This is a genomic window from Streptomyces sp. NPDC050617 (assembly GCF_040654795.1).
In the GTDB taxonomy this organism is placed as follows: domain Bacteria; phylum Actinomycetota; class Actinomycetes; order Streptomycetales; family Streptomycetaceae; genus Streptomyces.
Genome location: NZ_JBFAIS010000001.1, coordinates 241,025 through 262,553, shown reverse-complemented (window position 1 = coordinate 262,553; position 21,529 = coordinate 241,025). Strand labels below are relative to the sequence as shown.

The following is a 21,529-nucleotide window of genomic DNA, read 5'->3' as shown; positions in this document are numbered from 1 at the left end:
GCCGCCAACTCACGGCGCCCTGTGCTTCGTTGACGAGGTCCGTCAGAATGAGGGCTGGCCGAAGAAGCACCACACGACCGGTGTCGGCCATCGCGCCCCTTCATGGCGGACCGCCCGGGTGACATGCTGGCCGTTCCCGAGGTTTCGCGTGAACCGCCTCGGAGCGGCCTGCCCGGGGGCAAGAGGGAGGGCTGGAATTGAACGGGGAAGGCATTGTCACCGTACGGATCGCCGCGGGCCAGGACTACGACGCGCAGGAGTTGACCTCACTGGCGCGGGGGTTGCGCCGGGAGCTCCTCGAACTCGATGTAAAAGACGTCGAGTTGGCGGCGTCAGAGCATCTTCCGGCGGGGGCGAAGGGGTTGAGCGCGGCCGTCGGTACGCTGCTGGTGCGCATGGGCGTCTCGGTCGCGGTCCGGCATCTCGTGGAGGCCGTGCGCAGGTGGGCGGCGCGGGACGCCGTGCGGTCGGCCGAGATCGAAATCGACGGTGTACGGCTGAATGTGACGGGCATTTCGGACGACCAGCAGAAGCAGTTGATCGATGTCTACCTCGAACGTCTCGGTTCCCGCCCCTGAGCTGTCGGGCGGCCCGCGTTCGGCGCTGGTCGTCGCGACATCGGAGTATCAGGACCGCGCGCTGGCGCAACTGCGTTCCCCGGTCCAGGACGCGCGCGAGCTGGCCGACGTACTGAGCTCCCCCGAGGTGGGAGGGTTCCGGGTCACCACGCTCAGCAATCCCACGGAGCGCCAACTGCGGCGCGGGGCACATGATTTCCTTCGCGGGCGCGGGCCGGACGAACTGCTGGTGGTGTACCTCTCCTGCCATGGCGTGCAGGACGGGCGCGGGCAGCTGTACTTCGCCGCCTCGGACACGGAAAAGGACCTGCTGGCTTCGACCGGCGTGCCGTCGAAGTGGCTGACCGACCGGCTGGACGAGTGCCGGGCCAAACGCCAAGTGCTGATCCTGGACTGCTGCTTCTCCGGGGGATTCACTCTCGGCGCGAAGGGCGGCGGCGACGGGCTACTTCTGGAGCAGCAGTTGTCCAGCCAGGGGCGCGGGAGAATGGTGCTGACCGCCTCGCGGGAGGGCGAGTACTCCTTCGAGGGAGCGTCGCTGCTCACCGGCTCCGGCGGGGCCGGGGGAACCGGAGGCGAGGCGCGGAACGCCGCGTCGGTGTTCACGGCCGGGCTGGTGAACGGCCTGCGCACCGGTGCCGCGGACACGAATCAGGACGGCTGGGTGTCCGTAGAGGATGCGTACCAGTACGCGTTCGACTACGTGCAGGCGCGGAACCAGAACCAGACCCCGCAGCGCTGGCTGTTCGGCGGCGAGGGGACGATCTGGCTCGCGCGCAACCCGGCGGGCGTCCCGGTCAGTGCGGCCCCGCTGCCGGAGAGACTGGTCGAAGCGCTGGAGGACGGACGTCCGTACGTACGCCTCGGCGCGGTGAACGAGCTGGCCGAGTGGCTCGCATGCGATGACCCGGCCCGGGTGCTGGCGGCCTCGGAGCGGCTGCGGGCCATCGCGCGGGAGGACGCCCCGCGCGTCGCCCGCGCCGCGCACCGGGCTCTGGAGGAGGCCGCGGACGGCGGTCCGCGCGCCGCCCCGAAGGGCACGCCCGTTTCTGCCGGAGCCGGTCCGGCGGGCGGTGCGGCAGCTGGCTCCGGGGCCGCTCCGGCGGGCGGGCCGGGCGGCGGGGCCCCGGTCGACGGCCGAGACGACGCCCGAGTCGACGCCCACGTCCACCCCGGATTCGTCTTCACGAGAACGAAGAAGCCCGACCGGCTCTCGCCCGCCGCGATGCTCGACGCCTTCGCGGCCACAGGGGAGAAGCAGTGGAGGCGGGCCGCGCTCGACCGGGGGCTGCATCCGGCGCCCATCCCGCTGCGCTGGACATGGACACGTCGCGCGGTGACGGGGCCGGAGTCGGCTGCCTTCGGGAACGCCGACGACCCGCTCCTGATCCCGCTGGTTCCGGGCGTCCGCACGGCCGAGGCCGGCACCGTACGGGAGGGAGGCGCCAAGGGCCTCTTCCATGTCTACGGCGGGCTGCGCTCCGGCAGGACCGTCGTCCTCGGCGCCCCCGGCAGCGGGAAGTCCGACGCGGCGGTGCTCACCCTGCTGCGCGCCCTGGAACACCGCAGGGGGCTCTCCCCGGCCGAGCGCGCGAACTGCCCGGTGCCGGTTCTGCTGAGCGTCGTGGGCTGGGACGGCCGGGACCTGAACGACTGGCTGGTCAGCCGGCTCACGGACGACTACCGCCTCGCACGCGAGAGCGCGGCCCATCTGGTCGAGGACGGCGTCATCTCGCTGTTCCTGGACGGATTCGACGAAATGGCGCCCGCCCTGCGCCAGGCCGCACTCCGGGAGATCGACCGCCACGCCGCGTACCGCGTCATACTCTTCTCCCGCCCGCACGAGTACGAGGAGGCCGTACGGTCCGGACTCCTGCATGGGGCGGCGGCGCTGGAACTGTCGCCGGTGACGCGCGCCGACGCGGTCGGCTTCCTTGAGCACTGCCAGCCCGTGCCGGCTCCGGAGCCCTGGCGGCGGCTCATCGCGCACCTCAACGAGCAGCAGGACAGCGTCGTCTCCGCGGCCCTGGACACGCCGCTGACACTCACGCTCATGCGTGACGCCTTTCCCGACGACCGGATCGCCGACGTGGACGAGATGCTCGTGCCGGGGCGGTTCGGGTCGCGGGACGAGGTCGTCGAGTACCTCTTCAGCCGGTTGATCACCGTGCGCTACAGCGCGTCCGGACGGCCTGCCGCCCACCCGTCGTACGCGCCGGAACAGGTGGAGCAGTGGCTCGGCAACCTCGCCGCCATCATGGTCCGGCGCGGTGAGCGCAGCATCGACTGGCGCCGCATGCAGTGGTGGGCGCCGGCTTGGCCCCGTGTGCTCATGACAGCGCTGGTCGGCTTGACCGTCGGCGTGCTCGGCGGCGTCGTGGCCTTCGGCCTCGGTGGGTATACCAACGAGCCGTGGTTCTCCGGGGTCGGCGGCGGAATCGCCTTCGGAATCCTGATGGGCATCGGCGTCGGTACGGTGGTGGGGACCATCACGGAGTTCCGCGACCCCGATCCGCGGCGGCGCGGAAGGCTCTGCGTGCCCGGCAGCAGAGGGCGACGGAACTTCAACCTGCCCGTAGGCGCGATGGCCGGCATCGTGATCCTCAGCATGAGTCTCGGCAGGTGGAGCGTCGAGGCGGGGTCGCTCCTGGACTACCTCTCCGCCGCCCTCGCCACCTTGGCCGTCGGCGGGGCGGCCGCCTTCGCGGCCGCGCGTGTGCCGGCGGCTCCGGGGTGGACCATCCTGTCCAGATGGCAGGGGCTGCGCTCCTGGGCCCTGCTGGGCACAGCGACCGCGGGCGGGCTCTACCTGGGCCTGCTCTACTGGCGCGAACGACATTCGCTCCTCCAAGGACAGGCTGCCGGAATCATCGGCGCGCTCCTGCTCTCCCTCATCGTCGCCTCGGCACGCCCCAAGGCTCATGCGGACCCGGTCACCGACCCGCACACGTCATGGCGCCAGGAGCGCTGGTTCGCCATGGTCTGCGGCACCCTCTTCGGCCTCTTCCTGGGGCTGGCGGCCGGGTTGAACCACCTCGTGAAGAACGACGCCGGCGTCGCCTCCCTGCCCTTCGTCGTGGTGGGCGCGGCCGTTCCCTTCGGTACGGCCGGCGGCATCACCGTGTCGGACCACTGGCGGACCACTCTCCTGTTCGTCCAGCTGTGGGCGACCGGCCGCTTCCCGCTGCTCGGCATGCGCTTCCTCAAGGACGCCTACGACCATCGCATCCTGCGCGCGGAGGGCCCCAGGTACCAGTTCCGTCACGCGCTGCTGCAAGACCAGCTCGCCCGGAAGCGGGACGGCGGGAACGGCGGGAACGGAGTCGCATCCCGCGTGCACCGGCGCCTCTGAACGGTCGGGTACCGCTCATGGGGCTCGGCTCATGGGGCGCGGCTCATGGCGCTCGGCGGAGACGCGGAGGCTTCCGGGGCGGCGGAACGGCCGGAAGGATCTCCCAGAGCGGCCGTCTGCCCCGGGCCCATTCGTCCAGCACGTGGCGGTCGACCAGGTGCAGGCGCTGCTGCCGGGCGAAGTCGCGAGCGGGGCCGGATATCTTCCCGTTCGTCACCATGACGACGACGTCACCGCCGTGCACCGGGCGGCCGGTCCCGTTGAGCGTCTGCAACTCCGGGGTTCCGATGGCGGAACCGTCCAGTCCCTTGCTGCGGTGCTTGCACTGCAGCACCCAGAACCGGCCGGCGGGATCGTGCCCCTTCACATCGGCGCCGAGGTCGCCCCTGCCGCCGCAACGCAGCGCGTCGCGTGAGCCGTCCCGCGCGAGCAGGTCGCGTACGGCGACCTCGAAGGCGCTGTGGTGCATGGCGTCCAGTTGGCCGAGCGAGTAGGTCAGGCTCGCGGCCCGCATCCGCGCGGATCGCATCCGGTCAACCTGCCGGTACGCCAAGCCGACGAGTACGCACAGCGCCGGCAGTCCGAGCACGATCAGGACCCACCAGTGCGCCCACGCCCACTGTCCGACCTTGACCAGCACCAATGCGGCGAGGCCCAGCGCGCCCAGCACGACGAGCAGATCCCCGTCCTTCTTCCGCCGCCGACGACGCGGGCTCACCGAGCCCCTCCCGCCACCCCGCGCCACGGCCCCCCGCCCACTACCAGCCCCCCACAACCACCACCGCTGTACCCCCAACTCCCCGTCATGTTCCCCCTCTTCCCTAGTCTCCCCACCTCTATGACAGCACCCACCACTGACAACGTGCCCCGTCAGGGACTGCCTTGCTCCCCCGGCCGTTCCACTCCGCCGAGCCGCATCACGGTGCCGACATGGAAAAGAGCGCCCCGATCGATGCGGCAACCGCGATCACCAAGACCAGTTGCAACTGCATCAGCATGGACAGGCCGTTCGCCGGGCTCTCGCCATTCGCCACCCTGTCCAGAAGCCGTTTCCTGAACTCTCTGCGATGCCCGATGAAGCCGGCGGGAAATGCCAAGATTGCGAACGAGTACATCGGAAGCACTTCCCCTGCTCCCAGCCCTTTCGCCATGGCAGCGATCACGCAGAATGCTATACCCAACACGGGCGCAAGGAGCATTCGGATGCGGTATTGTTTATTCGGCATGAGTGGAATGAAGAATGCCAGAAAAATCGCCGTGACCGTGACGGATGCACCCCACCAAAAATTCAGCGAAATGAAGGGGAGTCCCATATCTTCTGCCTTTACTCGAAATCGACCCGGGGCGTGCCGCGTACTGTTTTACGGCTTTGCCGTGGAGAGCCACGCTGCGAGCGCCCCCGTAGCAGCCAGCGTCGCCAGAAGTTGCACCAAAGCCCTGCGGGACAACTTATTCTCCGGACGATCTCCATGGATCGCTATATCCTGAGCCTTTTCTCTCACTTCCCGCCGGTTCCCCAGCATCCCCAGAGGGATTCCAAGCATCGCGCTCGAATACAGCGCCAGCAAAGTATGCGTATCCATATGCTTCACAATTCCGGCCACCAAGGCGACTGACGCCCCAGCCACCGGAGACGAAGACACCTGGATCTTGTAACGCCGGTTAGGCATGAGAGTGATGGAAAATACCAGAAATACAATCACGCTGATCACAGCGATGATCCACCACATAGGCATGGATATAACAGGAGGTTCCACGTTACTTTCCTCGGGTCAGCGGGGCCCGCCTGCACGGGCCCCGCGGCATTCTATTTCCCTATTTCCCTTGAGCTCAACAGAGCATTCTCAGTCATCCGGACAACAGGGTGACCAAGGGAGAAATCGCGTCATAGACAGCTCTGTCCACCTTCGTGAACACCACACCCCCAATTTTCAGGACCTCTTCACCGAAATCCGCCCCCACTTTCCCGATGGTCAATTCAACCACCCCTTCTATGAATTTCTCGCTACCGAACCCGTCAGAAATGCCGTAGAGCGCGACACTGAGAATTCCTGCCCCTTTGGAGAAACCCGCCAAAAAAGGAGAGGCGAGATTCGCCCCAGGGAAAGGTGACAGTGTTGCAGCCAACAATCCAGACGTTGTGCTTGCCGTCCCCAACGCCCCCGCCCAATCGTCGAGGTCCCATCCGTCATCCTTGGCTTTGCCAGGTGGATGAACGGAGTCGTTGCTGGGGTTGTCGGCGGGGTCGGTGCCCTTCTGGGCGTTTTCCCGGGCTTGTTCCGCCGCCTTGGCCGCGGCTGCGGCCTGCTCCTGACGCCGTTTCTGGGCGGCGATTCCGTGAGCTTCGCTCGCGGCTTGTGCGGCTTCCTTGGCGTCCTTGCCGGCGGCGGTGGCCGCTCTGCCGGCGTCGGCGGCCGAAGTGCGTGCGTTTGCCGCTGAGGAAACGGCCTGTTCCGCCGAGACGGCGGCCTGGTTCGCCGAGTAGTTGGCCTGGCGGCTGGCCTGACGAGCGGTGCTCGCGGCGTTCTTGGCCTTCTTGGCCGAATCGGCCGCGTCGGCCGCCGATTTGTCGGCCTCGCGGGCCTTGTCCTGTGCCTCGTCGGCGTACCCCTTGGCCTGCGTAGCCGAGGTGCGGGCCTTGTCGGCCCACTCGCCGGCTTCGTCGGCCCTGTTGTGGGCCGTGGCGGCTACCGCGGAGGCTTCGGCCGCGTTCTGGTTCGCGAGGGCGGCGGTACGGGCGGCCGTGGCGATCAGGGCGCGTACAGATGCCACGTGAGCTGCGGTGTCCTGATCCATCTGAGCCGACGTGTACTGCGTGCGGATGACGAACCGGTGCTGCATCCAGGCGGGACCGTCCATCGCGACCTGAGCGGCGGCTTGCACATTGGGACCGGCGTCGTGCATGACCGTGGCGGTTTCGACTCGGTCGTCCTCCTCGAGCGCCGTGCGGTAGCCGTTGAGCAGGAAGTCGTAAAGAGCCTTGGTGCTGCCGTCGTCGATGGCGGCGCTTCCCGCGTTCTTGACGGCCCTGCCCGCCCCGTTCATGAGCTTGGCCACCTGAACGCGGTAGTCCTCGGCCTGAACGTCGTAGACGCCTTGGCTCAGGAACGTCTCCACGCCCGCGTCGTCGCCCTCCAGCGTCTTACGGGCGGCCTCCGCCAACCGGGGGCCGCCGATCTTGGCGAGGTAGAGGACCCGCTCCCGGTCGTCCTGGTGCAGGGCCTTTTCGTAGTCCGTCCTGACCCAGACGGCGACGTCCTCGTCGGTACCCGAGAGGGCGGTCTCGGCAGCCTGGCGGGTCCAGGCGCCGCTGGCGGACAGCAAGTTGACGGCGGCCTTGCGGCCGAGAGCGGCCATAGCCGCGGTGTCGGTACCGGACGCGGCCGCCTTCTTCAGCAGATCCTTGGTCGCCTGGTCGATGGCGGCCGCCTGGTTCTTCTGAGCGAGCTGGTGGTCGCGGTCCTCCTGATCGGCCTTCGCGATGTCCCTGGCTTCCGCCATACCAAGCGTGGTGTTGTCGTCGAGTTGGGCCTTCTCGCTCTCACGAGCGAGCTTCTCGACCTTCTGCGCTGTCGCTACGGCGTCGGAGGCCGTCTTCGCCGCCTCGACGGCCGCGTTGGCATGCGCGGTGGCCTTGTTCGCCCAGTCCTGGGCCTTGCCCGCCTCATTCGCGGCGTCGTCGGCGGCCTTGGCCGCCTTCTCCGCATGGTCGGCGGCGCTGTTGGCGCTCTGCTGTGCGGAACGGGCCGCGGCAGCGGCTTGGGAGGCGAGTGATTCGGCCCGGCCCGCCGCCTGGGTGGCGGTAGCGGCCGCGCTACGGGCGACGGCCGCGGCTTCACGGGCCCTGCGCGACTGGGCCGTGGCCTCGCCGGCCGAGCTGCCGGCCGAGGCGGCGGCGTCCGCCGCGTCGGCGGCGTTCTGCGCGGCCCGCGCGGCGGCAGCGCCGGAACGCCCGGCCTCTGCACTGGCGTCGGCCGCGTGTGAGGCCGCCGACGCCGCGGAGCGCGCCCCCGCGGCCGCGTCACGTGCTGCCTGGGCCGCCTGGCGCGCCGCCTTGGCCTCGCCGGCGTTCTTCCCGGCCGCGGAGGCCGCGTTGTAGGCACGTGCGGCGGCCTGCCCCGCGGCGGCGGCCGCGGAGGCGGCGGCCTGGGCGGCGCTCGCGGCCGTACGAGCCGCGGAGACCGCGGTGTCGGATGCCTGAATCGCCGTCCGCGCGGCGTCGGCCGCGCCTTCGGCCGCCTGCGCGGCCCGTCCGGCGGCCTGCCCTGCCTTCTCGGAATCACCCTTCGCCGCCGCGGTCTCCTCGGCTGCCTTCTGCGCGGCTTCCTTGGCCATCCGCGCGGCGTCCTCGGCACGATCGGAAGCGTCCTTGGCGGCGTCCGTCTGCGCCTTGGCCCGCTTGCCCGCGTCCTCGGCGACCTGCGCGAGCTGAGCGACCGTCAGAGTCTCCTGGTCCCGCGACCGGGCCAGTTGCTGTCCGGTCTCCAGGAACTCCCTTACGTCCTGGGCGCTTCCGTCCATCGCCCGCTGCGCGGCCTTCTGCACCTCCGGGCCGCCCGCGTCCATGATCTTGATGAGCTCGAAGCGGTCGTCCTCTTCCTGGGCCCCGGCCCGGCCCACGGAGAGGAACGTGTCCAACGCCTTGGCGGAACCGTCGTCGAGCGCCCGCTGGGCGGCCCTGCGCACCCCGCGGCCGGCGCCGTTCATCGCCTCCACGACCGCGACCCGCCGGTCGTCCGCCAGCGGGCCCTCGTACCCGGATTTCACGAACTCCTTGAGGTCCGCGTCCGATCCGTTCAGCGCCTTCTGCGCGGCCTCGCGGACCCCCTTGCCGGCGAAGCTGAGCATCTTCACGACGGCGAACCGCTCGTCCTCGACCGAAGCGCGCTCAAGGCCGGTGGACAGGAACTTGCTGATGTCGGCGTCGGTGCCGGCCAACGCGTTCGCGGCCGCGTCCTTGGTCGCCCGGCCGCCCAGCCGCCACGCATCGACCACCTGCGCGCGTGCGTTCGGCGGCGGGCCGGGGTCCGTCGCCTCGGCCGGCAGCGCGTGCGCAGCCGTCGTGCCGAACACGGTCACAGCCAGTGCGAGAGCTGTGGCGGCGGAAAGTCTCAGGCGCAGACGTGGTGCGCGCAGCGCACTCGATAAAGGTCTCTTCACGGTTGATTCCCTTCGAAGAATCACGGGATCCGTGCCGAACGCACCCCCACGCAACGGCACTTGCCGCAGCATGCCGCGCCTGATCATATAGCGAAACGGAAGCCGAACGATCTTTGCAATGCATTTGCCCAAAGAGGCAGGGACCCCCGTTGCCCGGTTCACCCCAGGCCAATCTTCAGGAATTCTTCAGGAATTGATGCTGCATCACGCAACGGTCACGGGACTGTGCCAGCTGAATCCCCCAGGAGCGACGCGCCATCAAACCGGGCCTCGCCACTCACCCGAGTCAGTGATATCAATAGGTCGCCGAGCCGAGGCCGCCGTGCCGCCAATGGGCCATACACCACATCCCCGCAGCCTCCGCCTCAGCCAGCCCATTTTTCATTTGCCTGTGAGACACGCCCGCGCGCTGTCACGGGTGTCTTCTTCGCTCCGCCCACCACGAAGGACAAAGGATCGATGAGACCTACTTCTCGCCTGCTCACCGTGGGCGCCGTCCTCGGCGCCACAGCGCTGGGCAGCTCCGCGACGGCGATCGCCGAGAGCACGGACTCTCCCCCGTCGGCCGTGGAGGACTTCGACTACCCCCAGGCCGACAAGATCTTCCAGGAACGCGGCATCAAGCTCAAACGCGGCGACGGGCACATCACGCTCACTACGTGCGACGGCCGCCCCGGACTCGTCGAGGTGTACGCGCGGAGCACGGACCCTGCGGACACGTCCGGCAAACGGCACTTCTGCTTCCGTGTCACGGGGAAGGCGGGCTACTTGAGCCTGGAACTTCCTGCCGTGTACACGGCAAAGGGCAATGACTACGCGGTCAACCTCAACATGATCACAGCTGATTCTGAGAAAACCTTCAGTTTGGACAAGGACAAGTGGACCTCGGTCGGAGAGGCATCCGACCCCCAGGGACGCGATTTCACCCTGCTGGAGATCGTCGCCAAGAAGTGACGGCCACGCCGACTGCCATGGACACCGAGTTGCACTCTAAATCCCAAAGAAATAGTCAAGGAAGACACATGTCTGGCAAGGTTGCACGCTCCGCGTGGGCGACGGGTTTCCTCGCGACCGGCATCATCGCCGGACTGTTAACCAGTACGCAGGCACACGCCGTGGTCGGCGACGAGGCCAAGGACGGTCAGTACGCGTTCACCGCGAAGCTTGCCATCGGTGATGGCAAGCGCAGTTGTTCGGGGGCGCTGGTCGAGAGTCAGTGGGTGCTGACCGCTTCTCGTTGCTTTGCGGATGATCCGGAGCGGGGTTTTCAGATTGCCGGGGGTGCACCGAAGGATAAGACGGTCGTTACCGTCGGGCGTACGGATCTCACGGGCGGGGCGGGTGCGGTGGTGGACGCGGTGGAGCTCGTACCGCGTGGTGATCGCGACCTTGTGATGGTCAAACTGGCCCGGCCCGTCACGGGTATCGCCCCCGTCTCGGTGGGGACGTCCGTGCCCGGCGAGGGCGAGGAGGTGCGTGTCGCCGGGTATGGCCGTACCAAGGACGAGTGGGTACCCGACCGGCTGCATTCCGCCGCGTTCGCGGTGGGTTCGGTCAAGGACACCGCTGTCGGCCTCAGTGCCGAGGTTTCCGGTGCGGCCAGTGTCTGCAGGGGGGACACGGGCGGGCCGGCATTCCGGGAGTCCGGTGGGCGGATCGAGCTGGTCGCCGTCAATTCCACTGCCTGGCAGGGGGGTTGCTTCGGCAGTGACGAGAAGGAGACGCGTACGGACGCCGTCGAGACCCGCGTGGACGACGTCGCGGACTGGGTCCAGTCGGTCTCCTCGCGCACGCTGCTGCCGCGGGCGGACTGGAAGAAGGCGGACTACCTGGCCTCGGGTTACTTCACGGGCGGCTCGGCCGGCGGCAAGCGGCACATGGACATGATCGTGCGCTGGGCGGATGGTTCGGTCACCCTTTACCAGGGCGCCGATCACAAGGACCCGAAGTACCCGTTCTCGACGCAGTACCAGCTCGCGCAGGCGGGGAGCACCTGGCAGTACGCGCGGGCGATCACGGCCGGCAGTTTCACGGGCAGCGGCAGTGACGGGCTGGTGGTGCGCTGGGTCGACGGGGAGGTGACCGAGTACGCCCATGTCGACCGGGACGGGTTCCACGGGGAGAAGACGCTGTTCCCCGAGCGCAAGGACAACCCGTACTGGAAGAACGCCCGGGTGCTCACGGTCGGGGCCTTCGCCGCCAACAGCCGTCCGAACGACGTTCTGGTGCGATGGGTGGACGGCGAACTCAGCTACTACCCGGGCGTCGACGGCACCGGAACCCACGGCGAAATCCAACTCGTGGGCTGACATGGGGGCGTGCGCAGCACAGCGGGCCGGGTGGCTGGTGTGCCGTCCGGCCCGTTCTGCGGTGGGGTTTGTTTCGCGTGGGGGTTATGCGCTGACGCCGGGGGCCGTGCCGCTGCCTGCTGTGTATGAGGCCGCGCCGGTGCCTGCGAGGCTGCCGCCGTCGACGATGAGGTACTCGTCGCGGATCGGGCGTTCGGCCAGGTAGTCCTCCAGGATCTCGCGGGTGCCCGCGGCGTAGCGGGCCTGGGCGGAGAGGGTGGTGCCGGAGACGTGCGGGGTCATGCCGTTGTGGGGGGCGGTTCGCCAGGGGTGGTCGGCGGGCGGGGGCTGCGGGTACCACACGTCGCCCGCGTAGCCCGCCAGCTGGCCGGACTTGAGGGCGGCCGTCACCGCGTCCTGGTCGACGATCTGGGCGCGCGCGGTGTTGATGATGTACGAGCCGCGCTTCATGCTCCCGATGAGCTCCTCGTCGAAGAGGCGCTCCGTCTCCGGGTGCAGCGGGCAGTGGATGGAGACCACGTCGACGGCGCGCGCCAGCGACCGCGCGTCCGGGTGGTACGTCAGCCCCAGCTCCTCCTCGGTCTCGCGCGGCAGCCGGCGCTTGTCCGTGTAGTGCAGCTTGACGTCGAAGGGGGCCAGACGGCGCATGACGGCGATACCGATCCGGCCGGCGGCGATGACGCCGACGTTCATGCCTTCCAGGTCGTACGCGTCGCTCACGCAGTCGGCGATGTTCCAGCCGCCCTCGGCCGCCCACTTGTGGGACGGGAGGTAGTTGCGGACCAGCGCGAGGATCTGCATCACCGCGTGCTCCGCGACGCTGATGCTGTTGCTGTACGTCACCTCCGCCACGGTCATTCCGCGCTCCATGGCCGCGTCCAGGTCCACGTGGTCCGAGCCGATGCCCGCCGTGATCGCGAGCTTGAGGTTGGGGGCCTTCGCGATGCGCGCCTTGGAGAGGTAAGCCGGCCAGAACGGCTGCGAGATGACGACGTCCGCGTCGGGGAGTTCGCGTTCCAGCTCCGAGTCCGGGCCCTCCTTGTCCGAGGTGACGACCAGCGTGTGGCCGCGCTCCTCCAGGAACGTGCGGAGGCCGAGCTCGCCCGACACGCTGCCGAGCAGTTCGCCGGGGGTGAAGTCCACGGCGTCGGGGGTGGGCGTGGTCTGTCCGCCGGGATAGCCGCTCACGGCCGGAATGTCGTCCCGAGCGTACTTCGGCGGGAAACCGTCCACCGGGTCCGGGTACAGAACACAGACTATCTTCGCCATTATTAACTCCTCTGCGCTGCGGAAGCTGCCGGATGTCTCTTCGGCGCCGGATGTTTCTTCGGCCGTGCGCCGAATTCCGAACTGCTCTCCACCCTGGTCCCGTTTCCCGGCACCGTCAAAGAGGCATTTTGGAATGCGTGATAAGCCCGCCCTATCAGTACGCCCGTCAATATCCCCAGCAGCACGCCTCAGCCGCGCTCAGCCCGTCAGGGAATCCGTCGGCAAGCGCTCCAGCACCGCCGCCACATCCGTCCTGCGCGCCAGCTCCGCCAGCGCCCGCGCCATCACCGACCCCGGCTCCCGCACCGTCGTCACCAGCCCCATCGGCACCGTGTGATCCGGCTCCACCAGCGGCAGCACCCGCATCCCGCGCGGCACCCCGAACACGTGCAGCCACGCGTACGGCACCACGCCGACCCAGCGGCCCGTCCTGACGTGGGCGAACAAGGACGCCACCGAGTCCGTCTCCACCTCCGGCTCCGCCCGCGCCCCCGCCGCCTCGAAGATCTCGTCCAGCACGCGGCGGCCCTGCATGGTGCCGACCAGCAGGCACAGCGGCAGCCGCGCCGCCTCCGCCCAGGTCGCGTTACGGGCTCCGGGGCGCCCTATGGCCGTTCCCGTCAGCAGAACGTAGCGCTCCCGATAAAGCGGAACCACCTGGAATTTCTCCGAAATTCCAGCGCGCAGGTAAGTAATTCCCGCGTCGATCTCGAAATCCTGGATCTTGCGGAGCATATCCTCCGATCTGAGATCGGACAGAACGCGTACGCTGGCCAGCGGATGTTCCGTGCAGAATGGTTCCGTGAGCAGCGATACGGCCGTCGCGGCGGTCGGCACCGAGCCGACGCGCAGTTGTCCGCTGAGGCCCGTACGCAGGGCGTCGACCTCGTCGGTGAGGGCGTCGCGGTCGGCGAGGATGCGCTGCGCCCAGAGGACGATGCGTTCGCCTTCCGGTGTGAGGCTCTCGAACTTCCGGCCCCGGCGGACCAGGGGCACGCCGAGTTCGTCCTCCAGCTTCCGTACGGCCTCGGAAAGGGCCGGCTGGGATACATAGCACGCCTGCGCGGCGCGGGCGAAGTGCCGCTCCCGCGACAGCGCCACCAGATATTCGAGTTGGCGAAACAGCACCTTCCTGGTCTACCCGATCTTGGAGGGACACGCCAAACTTGTGTACGACATCGGATGAACTGGAAGGCAGAGTTCCATGGCAGCACGCGGCGAATTGATCGCAGCGCTCAAGGAGGGGCGGCTCGCCCACGAGCTGGGCGAGAGCAGCGCCGACTGCCCGTACCCGGCCGGCGATCCCCTGCGAGCCGCCTGGCTGCGCGGTTTCGCCGCCGCCCGCTCCCAAGGCCAGGAGGCGTGAGCCCGTCGGTCACGGCAGGACCGCTATGCCGTCCAGCTCCACCTTCGCCTGCTCGTCCCAGAGCCTCGCCGCCCCGATGACCGCCATCGCCGGGTAGTCGCTCCCCGCCAGCCTCCGCCATACGCGGCCGAGTTCGGGCGCGTGCGCGCGGTACGCGGCCACGTCGGTGGCGTACACCGTGACCCTGGCCAGCTGGTCGGGGCGCCCGCCCGCCGCGCGCAGCGCCGCCAGGAGATTGGTCAGCGCCTGCTCGAACTGCGTCACCAGGCCGCCTTCGACGACCTTGCCGTCCCCGTCCAGCGCCGTCTGCCCGGCCAGGAAGACCAGCCGGCCGCCGGTGGCGGTCACGGCGTGCGTGAACCCGGTGGGCGGCGACAGCTCGGCCGGGTTGATCCGCACCAGTTCCGGCCCGGCGGGCTCGTCACTCATCGGTCCTCCTTCTGCGACTCGTTCAGCACCCCGACGGGGCCCGCTGGTTCCTGCGCCCGCCCCCGGTACAGCTCCTTCGCGATGATCGTCCGCTGCACCTCGCTCGCCCCCTCGTAGATGCGCGGCGCGCGCACCTCCCGGTAGAGGTGTTCCAGCAGGTGGCCGCGGCGCAGCGCCCGCGCGCCGTGCAGCTGGACGGCGGCGTCCACCACGTACTGGGCCGTCTCGGTGGCGAGCAGCTTGGCCATGGCCGAGCTGCTCGCCACGCTGCCGACGGCCCCGGCGCCCGAGGCCCCCGCGTCGTACGCCGCCGCGCCGGAAGCCCCCGCGTCGTACGCCCCCGCGGCCGCGTACACCAGCAGCCGCGCGGCCTCCGTCCGCGTCGCCATCTCGGCGAGCTGGTGGGAGACGGCCTGGAGGTCCTTGAGCGGGCCGCCGAACGCCTGCCGTTCCCCCGCGTGCCGCACCGCCGCGTCGAGCGCGGCCTGCGCCATGCCGACGGCGAACGCGCCGACGCTGGGCCGGAAGAGGTTGAGGGTGCGCATGGCGACGCGGAAGCCGCCGTCGACCTCGCCGAGCAGGTCGTCGCGGGTGACGGGGACGCCGTCGAAGGCGAGGGTCCCGATGGGGTGCGGGCTGAGCATGTCGAGCGGCGCGCCGGCGAGGCCGGGGCGGTCGGCCGGTACGGCGAAGGCGGTGACGCCACGGGCTCCCGCGCCCGCGGTCGTACGGGCGAAGACGGTGCAGAAGTCGGCTTCGGGTGCGTTGGAGATCCAGCACTTCTCGCCGGTCAGCCGCCATCCGGAGCCGTCCGCCTCGGCGCGCAGGGCGAGGGCGGCGGCGTCGGAGCCCGCGTCGGGCTCGCTGAGGGCGAAGGCGGCGACGGCGCGGCCCGCGACGACCTCCGGCAGCCATCGGGCGCGCTGTTCGGCGGTGCCGGAGAGGGCGACGGGGTATGCGCCGAGGCCCTGGAGGGCGAGGGCCGTCTCGGCCTCCGTGCACTCGGCGGCGAGCGATTCGCGCAGCAGGCACAGGTCCATGGCGCGTACGGGCCCCTCCGCCGGGAATACCCGGGCCAGCAGTCCCAGGTCGCCCAGGGCCGTGACGAGCGGCCGGTTGACGCGGCCGGGCGTGCCCTCGGAGGCGAGCGGACGGAGGTGTTCCGCGGCGAGGGCGCGCAGTTCGGTGCACCACTGCCGCTGGTGCGGCTCAAGCGCGAAGGGGGTGGTCACCGGGCGCCTCCTTTATCGCGGTCTGTTGACTGCCGTCACCAAGACGTTACGCTGACACTGGATCGTCGCTGCCTGCAAGACCCCCACTTCCCATTTCGTCGCAAGTCCGGCGCAAGTTCCGCGCAAGCACGGCGCAAGGGGGCGCATGCGTCATGGAGCTCAGTCCTTCGGCCCACGTCGACACCTTTCCGCGCGACAACCTGCCACCCGCCGACGAGTGGCCGCAGCTGCTCCACGAGCCGCCCGCCCCGCACTACCCCGAACGGCTCAACTGCGGCGCCGAACTCCTCGACGCCACCGTCCGGCGGCTCGGCCCGGACTCCGGACGCCCGGCCATGCTGGACGGGGCGGGCGGCGTCTGGTCGTACGACGAGCTGCGCGGCCACGTCGACCGGATAGCGCACGCCCTCACCCTCGATCTCGGGGTGGTCCCCGGCAACCGCGTGCTGCTGCGCGGGCCCACCTCGCCCTGGCTGGCCGCCTGCTGGCTCGCGGTGATGAAGGCCGGCGCGGTGGCCGTCACCGTGCTGGCCGCGCAGCGCGCCTCCGAGCTGGCGACGATCTGCGGCATCGCCCGTATACGGCACGCCCTGTGCGACGCGGACTGCCTCGACGACCTCGTACGGGCGGACATACCGGGGCTGCGCGTGACGGAGTACGGCGGCGAGGGCCCCGGTGACCTGCTGCGGCTGGCCGCCGGCAAGCCCGCGTCGTACGAGCCGGTGGCGACGGCCGCCGACGACGTGGCGCTGATCGCCTTCACCTCGGGCACGACGGGCCGTCCCAAGGGCTGCATGCACTTCCACCGCGATGTGCTGGCCATCGCCGACACCTTCTCGGCGCATGTGCTGCGGCCCCGGCCCACCGACGTGTTCGCGGGCAGCCCCCCGCTGGGCTTCACCTTCGGGCTCGGCGGACTGGTGATCTTCCCACTGCGCGTCGGGGCCTGCGCGCTCCTCACGGACCGGGCCGGGCCCGAGCGGCTGCTCGCCCACATCGCGGAGCACCGCGTCTCGGTGCTGTTCACCGCGCCCACCGCCTACCGCGCGATGCTCGGCAAGCTCGGCTCGTACGACACGTCGTCGCTGCGCCGGTGCGTGTCCGCCGGGGAGAATCTGCCGGCCGCCCTGTGGCGCGACTGGCACCAGGCCACCGGCCTGCGCATCATCAACGGCATCGGCGCGACCGAGATGCTGCACATCTTCATCTCGGCCGCCGACGACGCCGTCCGGCCGGGCACGACGGGCGTCGCGGTGCCCGGGTTCCAGGCGCGGGTCGTCGGCGCGGACGGGCGGCCGGCGGCGGACGGCTCGCCGGGGCTGCTCGCGGTGCGCGGGCCCACGGGCTGCCGCTATCTGGCGGACGACCGGCAGCGCGGGTACGTACAGGACGGCTGGAACCTGACGGGGGACACCTACGTCCGCGAGCCCGACGGCTACTTCCGCTATGTGGCGCGCGCCGACGACATGATCATCTCGGCCGGGTACAACATCGCGGGCCCCGAGGTCGAGGACGCGCTGTCCCGGCATCCCGATGTGGCCGAGGCGGCGGTGGTGGGGCGGCCGGACGCGGAGCGCGGGGAGATCGTCGTCGCCCATGTGGTGCTGCGGCCGGGCCTGGCGGGCACCGCGGAGACCGTCGCCGCGCTCCGCGAGTTCACCAAGAAGGAGATCGCGCCCTACAAGTGTCCGCGCGAGATCGTGTTCGCCGAGACGCTCCCCCGCACGCCGACCGGCAAGCTCCAGCGCTTTCGGCTGCGCGGCGGCGCTTTACAGTTTCCCCCGTGACCGACCAGCACGCTCCCCGTTCCCTCATCGTCACGTTCTACGGCGCGTACGGGCGCGGGGACGCCAACTCCCCCGCCGGCCCGGTACCGGTCGCCGCCCTCATCCGGCTGCTGGGCGCCGTGGGCGTGGACCCGCCCTCGGTGCGGTCGGCGGTCTCCCGGCTGAAACGGCGCGGGCTGCTGGTCGCGGACCGCACGGCGGGCGGGGCGGCCGGGTACGCGCTCTCCCCCGACGCCCGGCAGCTCCTCGACGACGGCGACCGGCGCATCTACACGCGGCCCTCGGCGCGGTGCGGCGACGGCTGGCTGCTCGCGGTCTTCTCGGTCCCGGAGGAGGAGCGCAACAAGCGGCATCTGCTGCGTTCGCGGCTGGCCCGGCTGGGGTTCGGCACGGCGGCGCCGGGCGTGTGGATCGCTCCGGCGCACGTCCACGACGAGACGCGGCACACCTTGGAGCGGCTGGGCCTCGACGGCTATGTGGATCTCTTCCGGGGCGAGCACGCCGGGTTCGAGCCGACGGCGCACGCGGTGGCGCGGTGGTGGGACCTGACGGGGCTGGCCAAGCGGCACCAGTCGTTCCTGGACGCGCACGAGCCGGTGCTGGGCCGCTGGGCGCGCCGCCGCGTCGTGCCGCCCGCCGACGCCTACCGGGACTATCTGCTCGCGCTGGACACCTGGCGGCAGCTGCCCTACGCCGATCCGGGGCTGCCGCCCGCGCTGCTGCCGCCGGACTGGCCGGGCGCGCGGGCGGCGGAGGTCTTCGGCGCGCTGCACCGCAAGCTGCGGGACGCGGGCGCGGTGTACGTGGCGCGGTGGCTTTCCTGACGCCCCGTCATGTATCCAGGGTGAGCCTGGGCTTGGGGCCGTCCGTGCGGCCCGTCGGGGGCGTGCGGCTGCCCGCCCGGTACGGCAGCGGCCAGGGCGCGCCGGGGCCCGTATAGGACTGGTCGGCGGCGGCGTGCAGGGTCCACTGCGGGTCGTAGAGGTGCGGGCGGGCCAGCGCGCAGAGGTCGGCGCGGCCCGCCAGGACCAGGGAATTGACGTCGTCCCACGAGGAGATGGCGCCCACCGCGATGACCGGCACGCCGAGCGTGTTGCGTATCCGGTCGGCGTACGGCGTCTGGTACGAGCGGCCGAAGTCCGGGGCCTCGTCGGGGACCACCTGGCCGGTGGAGACGTCGATGGCGTCGGCGCCGTGGGCGGCGAAGGCGCGGGCGGTCTCGACGGCGTCGTCCCCGGTGGTGCCGCCCTCGGCCCAGTCGGTCGCGGAGATACGGACGGTCATCGGCTTCTCGGCGGGCCACACGGCCCGTACGGCGTCGAACACTTCGAGGGGGTAGCGCAGCCGGGCGGCGAGGTCACCGCCGTAGGCGTCGGTGCGCCGGTTGGTGAGCGGGGAGAGGAAGGAGGAGAGCAGATAGCCGTGGGCGCAGTGGAGTTCCAGGAGGTCGAACCCGGCGCGGTCGGCGGCCTCGGCGGACCGTGTGAACTGCTCGCGTACGGCCGCCAGCCCGGCGGCGTCGAGCGCGTGCGGGGTCTGGTTGACGCCGGGCCGGTACGGCAGCGGCGAGGGCGCGTCCAACGGCCAGTTGCCGTCCGGCAGGGGCTGGTCGATGCCGTCCCACATGAGGCGGGTGGAGCCCTTGCGGCCGGAGTGGCCTATCTGGGCGCCGATGGCAGCGCCGGGCGCGCTCGTGTGCACGAAGTCGGTGACGCGCCGCCAGGCCCGCTCGTGCTCGGGCGCGTACAGGCCGGCGCAGCCGGGGGTGATGCGGCCCCGCTCGCTGACGCAGATCATCTCGGTCATGACCAGGCCCGCGCCGCCGAGGGCGCGCGCCCCGAGGTGGACGAGGTGAAAGTCGCCGGGCACGCCGTCCTCGGCGCTGTACATGTCCATCGGCGAGACGACGACGCGGTTGCGCAGGGTCAGCCCGCGCAGGGTCAGGGGCGTGAACATGGGCGGCGTGCCGGGCGGCACGGCTGCCTCGCGCTCGACGGAGCCGACGAACTCCGCGTCGCGCAGCCGCAGGTTGTCGTGGGTGACGCGGCGGCTGCGGGTGAGGAGGTTGAAGGCGAACTGCCGGGGCGGCTGGCCTGCGTAGACCGCGAGGTCCTCGAACCATTCGAGGCTGGCGCGGGCCGCGCGCTGGGTGGACTGCACGACGGGGCGGCGCTCCTCCTCGTACGCGGCGAGCGCCTCGGCGACCGTGGGCCGCTCGGTGAGGCAGGCGGCGAGCGCGAGGGCGTCCTCGACGGCGAGCTTGGTGCCGGAGCCGATGGAGAAGTGGGCGGTGTGCGCGGCGTCGCCGATCAGCACGGTGTTGCCGTGCGACCAGTGTTCGTTGACGACCGTACGGAACGCGGTCCAGCTCGACTTGTTGCCGCGCAGCGGCCGCCCGCCGAGGGCGTCGGCGAAGAGCTTGCCGCACTGGTCGATGGAGCCCTGCTCGTCGCAGCGGTCGAGGCCGGCGGCGCGCCAGACCTCCTCGCGCATCTCGACGATGACGGTGGAGGCGCCGGAGCCGTCCTCCCGCGCGGCGGCGTAGGGGTAGCCGTGCAGTTGGACGATGCCGTGTTCGGTCTCGGCGGTCTCGAAGCGGAAGGCGTCGAAGGCGAAGTCGGCGGCGAGCCAGATGTAGCGGCAGCGGTGCGTGGTGACGCGCGGCCGGAAGGCGTCGCGGTGGGCGTCGCGGGTGCGGCTGTGCACCCCGTCGGCGGCGATGACCAGGTCGTACGAGCGGGCCAGCGCGGCGGCGGGCGGGGCCTCGGTCCGGAAGCGGAGTTCGACGCCGAGCGCGGCGCAGCGCTCGTGCAGGATCTCCAGGAGCCGGCGGCGGCCGAGGGCGGCGAAGCCGTGGCCGCCGGAGCGCTGGACGGCGCCGCGGTGGACCACGTCGATGTCGTCCCAGCGCACGAATTCGTCCGCGAGCGCGCGGTAGACGACGGGGTCGGCGTGTTCGATGCCGCCGAGCGTCTCGTCGGAGAGGACGACGCCGAAGCCGAAGGTGTCGTCGGGGGCGTTGCGCTCCCAGACGGTGATCTCGCGGCGGGGGTCGAGGCGCTTGAGGAGGGCGGCGGCGTAGAGGCCGCCGGGGCCGCCGCCGATGACGGCGACGCGGTCGGCCGCCGCCCCCTCCGTGCCCGCCGCGGCCATCAGCGCCCCTGCCATTTCGGCGGGCGCTTCTCGGAGAACGCGGCGTGGAACTCGGCGTAGTCGGCGCTGTTCATCAGCAGCGCCTGCGTCGCCGCGTCCATCTCGACGGCGGCGGACAGCGGCATGTCGAGTTCGGCGGTGAGCAGCGCCTTGGTCTGCGCGTAGGCGAGGGCGGGGCCCTCGGCGAGGCGGCGGGCGAGGGCGGCGGCCGCGGCCGGGGCCCGGCCCTCGTCCACCAGCTCGCTGATCAGGCCGATCCGCTCGGCCTCGGGGGCGCGCACCGGCTCGCCGAGCATCAGCAGCCGGGTCGCGTGGCCGAGGCCGACGACGCGCGGCAGCAGATAGGCCGCGCCCATGTCGCCGCCGGAGAGCCCGACGCGGGTGAACAGGAACGCGAAGCGCGCGGAGGGGTCGGCGACGCGGAAGTCCGCGGCCAGGGCGAGGACCGCGCCCGCGCCCGCGGCGACGCCGTGCACCGCGGCGACCACGGGGAAGGGGCATTCGCGCAGCGCCCGTACGACCTGGCCGGTCATCCGGTTGAAGTCGAGGAGCTCGCCGGTGTCCATGGCCAGGGTGGCGCCGATGATGTCGTCGACGTCGCCGCCGGAGCAGAAGCCGCGGCCCTCGCCGCCGAGCACGAGGGTCCGTACGGAACCGTCGCGGGCCAGCTCCGGGAGGAGGTCGCGCAGGTCGGCGTAGGCGCCGAAGGTGAGGGCGTTGAGCTTCTCGGGGCGGGCGAGGGTGACGGTCGCGACGCCGTTGTCGAGGGTGAGGCGCAGATTCCGCCACTCCTCGGCTTCGGTGCGGTGCGCGGACCCGGTGAACGGACTCATGGGGCATGGCCTCCTGCAGCCGGACGGCTGGTGTTGCCTGCCTTTCGAAGTTATCACCGAA

General features: G+C 70.8%; 17 protein-coding genes. 7 read left to right on the top strand and 10 right to left on the bottom strand.

All coding sequences use genetic code 11. The annotated features are described in order from the left end of the window. Positions 1-197 precede the first annotated feature (197 nt). Both AB0I49_RS01100 and AB0I49_RS01095 read left to right on the top strand, forming a co-directional pair. On the top strand, positions 198-578 hold the full coding sequence (locus AB0I49_RS01100; protein ID WP_363224607.1) for a hypothetical protein: 381 nt from the start codon (positions 198-200) through the stop codon (positions 576-578). After that, a complete protein-coding gene (locus tag AB0I49_RS01095; RefSeq protein WP_363224606.1) occupies positions 544-3,930 on the top strand; it encodes a caspase family protein in 3,387 nt (1,128 codons plus the stop codon). Before AB0I49_RS01100 ends, AB0I49_RS01095 begins: the two co-directional genes overlap by 35 nt. Positions 3,931-3,973: 43 nt before the next feature. Here AB0I49_RS01095 and AB0I49_RS01090 read toward each other — a convergent pair whose 3' ends face one another. The 4 genes from AB0I49_RS01090 to AB0I49_RS01075 form a co-directional block, all read right to left on the bottom strand. After that, positions 3,974-4,648: a restriction endonuclease gene (locus tag AB0I49_RS01090; RefSeq protein ID WP_363224605.1), complete on the bottom strand. Its 675-nt coding sequence runs from the start codon at positions 4,646-4,648 to the stop codon at positions 3,974-3,976. Between the two features lie 199 nt (positions 4,649-4,847). After that, positions 4,848-5,243 carry a hypothetical protein gene (locus AB0I49_RS01085; protein WP_363224604.1) on the bottom strand — a complete coding sequence of 132 codons (396 nt, stop codon included), beginning with the start codon at positions 5,241-5,243 and terminating at the stop codon, positions 4,848-4,850. 48 nt (positions 5,244-5,291) lie between these two features. Next, positions 5,292-5,687, bottom strand: a complete 396-nt coding sequence (locus tag AB0I49_RS01080) for a hypothetical protein (protein ID WP_363224603.1) — start codon at positions 5,685-5,687, stop codon at positions 5,292-5,294. 91 nt (positions 5,688-5,778) lie between these two features. Then, the gene (locus AB0I49_RS01075; RefSeq protein ID WP_363224602.1) at positions 5,779-9,009 is read right to left on the bottom strand and encodes an ALF repeat-containing protein; all 3,231 of its coding nucleotides are present in this window, start codon (positions 9,007-9,009) and stop codon (positions 5,779-5,781) included. 540 nt (positions 9,010-9,549) lie between these two features. Between AB0I49_RS01075 and AB0I49_RS01070 the strand changes: the two genes are divergently transcribed. Further along, a complete protein-coding gene (locus AB0I49_RS01070) occupies positions 9,550-10,044 on the top strand; it encodes a hypothetical protein (protein WP_363224601.1) in 495 nt (164 codons plus the stop codon). Positions 10,045-10,112: 68 nt separating this feature from the next. Next, the gene (locus AB0I49_RS01065) at positions 10,113-11,399 is read left to right on the top strand and encodes a S1 family peptidase (RefSeq protein WP_363224600.1); all 1,287 of its coding nucleotides are present in this window, start codon (positions 10,113-10,115) and stop codon (positions 11,397-11,399) included. An 84-nt stretch (positions 11,400-11,483) separates the two neighbouring features. On the opposite strand, the gene AB0I49_RS01060 is transcribed toward AB0I49_RS01065, so the two are convergent. Together AB0I49_RS01060 and AB0I49_RS01055 are read right to left on the bottom strand one after the other, a co-directional pair. Further along, entirely contained in the window at positions 11,484-12,668 is a 1,185-nt protein-coding gene (locus tag AB0I49_RS01060; protein ID WP_363224599.1) for an NAD-dependent formate dehydrogenase, read from the bottom strand. Positions 12,669-12,866: 198 nt separating this feature from the next. Continuing rightward, positions 12,867-13,796: a LysR family transcriptional regulator gene (locus tag AB0I49_RS01055; protein ID WP_363224598.1), complete on the bottom strand. Its 930-nt coding sequence runs from the start codon at positions 13,794-13,796 to the stop codon at positions 12,867-12,869. 76 nt (positions 13,797-13,872) lie between these two features. On the opposite strand from AB0I49_RS01055, the gene AB0I49_RS01050 reads away from it, so the two are divergent. Continuing rightward, a complete protein-coding gene (locus tag AB0I49_RS01050; protein WP_363224596.1) occupies positions 13,873-14,034 on the top strand; it encodes an Rmf/CrpP fold protein in 162 nt (53 codons plus the stop codon). Positions 14,035-14,043: 9 nt separating this feature from the next. Here the strand turns inward: AB0I49_RS01050 and AB0I49_RS01045 are convergent, their stop codons facing one another. Together AB0I49_RS01045 and AB0I49_RS01040 are read right to left on the bottom strand one after the other, a co-directional pair. After that, complete coding sequence (locus tag AB0I49_RS01045; protein ID WP_363224595.1) at positions 14,044-14,463, bottom strand: RidA family protein; 420 nt, start codon at positions 14,461-14,463, stop codon at positions 14,044-14,046. Next, positions 14,460-15,695, bottom strand: a complete 1,236-nt coding sequence (locus tag AB0I49_RS01040) for an acyl-CoA dehydrogenase family protein (RefSeq protein ID WP_363224594.1) — start codon at positions 15,693-15,695, stop codon at positions 14,460-14,462. Before AB0I49_RS01040 ends, AB0I49_RS01045 begins: the two co-directional genes overlap by 4 nt. Before the next feature lie 152 nt (positions 15,696-15,847). Here AB0I49_RS01040 and AB0I49_RS01035 point away from each other — a divergent pair, with 152 nt between their 5' ends. Both AB0I49_RS01035 and AB0I49_RS01030 read left to right on the top strand, forming a co-directional pair. Further along, on the top strand, positions 15,848-17,482 hold the full coding sequence (locus AB0I49_RS01035; protein WP_363224593.1) for an AMP-binding protein: 1,635 nt from the start codon (positions 15,848-15,850) through the stop codon (positions 17,480-17,482). Beyond that, a complete protein-coding gene (locus AB0I49_RS01030; RefSeq protein ID WP_363224592.1) occupies positions 17,479-18,306 on the top strand; it encodes a PaaX family transcriptional regulator C-terminal domain-containing protein in 828 nt (275 codons plus the stop codon). The genes AB0I49_RS01035 and AB0I49_RS01030 overlap by 4 nt, the downstream gene beginning before the upstream one ends. Before the next feature lie 7 nt (positions 18,307-18,313). Here AB0I49_RS01030 and AB0I49_RS01025 read toward each other — a convergent pair whose 3' ends face one another. Further along, positions 18,314-20,650, bottom strand: coding sequence for a bifunctional salicylyl-CoA 5-hydroxylase/oxidoreductase (locus AB0I49_RS01025; protein ID WP_363224591.1), 2,337 nt, complete (start codon positions 20,648-20,650; stop codon positions 18,314-18,316). Continuing rightward, positions 20,635-21,468, bottom strand: a complete 834-nt coding sequence (locus tag AB0I49_RS01020; protein WP_363224590.1) for an enoyl-CoA hydratase family protein — start codon at positions 21,466-21,468, stop codon at positions 20,635-20,637. Before AB0I49_RS01020 ends, AB0I49_RS01025 begins: the two co-directional genes overlap by 16 nt. Between the last annotated feature and the right edge of the window lie 61 nt (positions 21,469-21,529).

Bases quoted from the DNA above. Each gene is read 5' to 3' on its own strand.
- AB0I49_RS01095 (WP_363224606.1), top strand. From the start codon at position 544: ATGTCTACCTCGAACGTCTCGGTTCCCGCCCCTGAGCTGTCGGGCGGC.
- AB0I49_RS01085 (WP_363224604.1), bottom strand. From the start codon at position 5,243: ATGGGACTCCCCTTCATTTCGCTGAATTTTTGGTGGGGTGCATCCGTC.
- AB0I49_RS01070 (WP_363224601.1), top strand. From the start codon at position 9,550: ATGAGACCTACTTCTCGCCTGCTCACCGTGGGCGCCGTCCTCGGCGCC.
- AB0I49_RS01065 (WP_363224600.1), top strand. From the start codon at position 10,113: ATGTCTGGCAAGGTTGCACGCTCCGCGTGGGCGACGGGTTTCCTCGCG.
- AB0I49_RS01060 (WP_363224599.1), bottom strand. From the start codon at position 12,668: ATGGCGAAGATAGTCTGTGTTCTGTACCCGGACCCGGTGGACGGTTTC.
- AB0I49_RS01050 (WP_363224596.1), top strand. From the start codon at position 13,873: ATGGCAGCACGCGGCGAATTGATCGCAGCGCTCAAGGAGGGGCGGCTC.
- AB0I49_RS01045 (WP_363224595.1), bottom strand. From the start codon at position 14,463: ATGAGTGACGAGCCCGCCGGGCCGGAACTGGTGCGGATCAACCCGGCC.
- AB0I49_RS01035 (WP_363224593.1), top strand. From the start codon at position 15,848: ATGGAGCTCAGTCCTTCGGCCCACGTCGACACCTTTCCGCGCGACAAC.
- AB0I49_RS01025 (WP_363224591.1), bottom strand. From the start codon at position 20,650: ATGGCAGGGGCGCTGATGGCCGCGGCGGGCACGGAGGGGGCGGCGGCC.
- AB0I49_RS01020 (WP_363224590.1), bottom strand. From the start codon at position 21,468: ATGAGTCCGTTCACCGGGTCCGCGCACCGCACCGAAGCCGAGGAGTGG.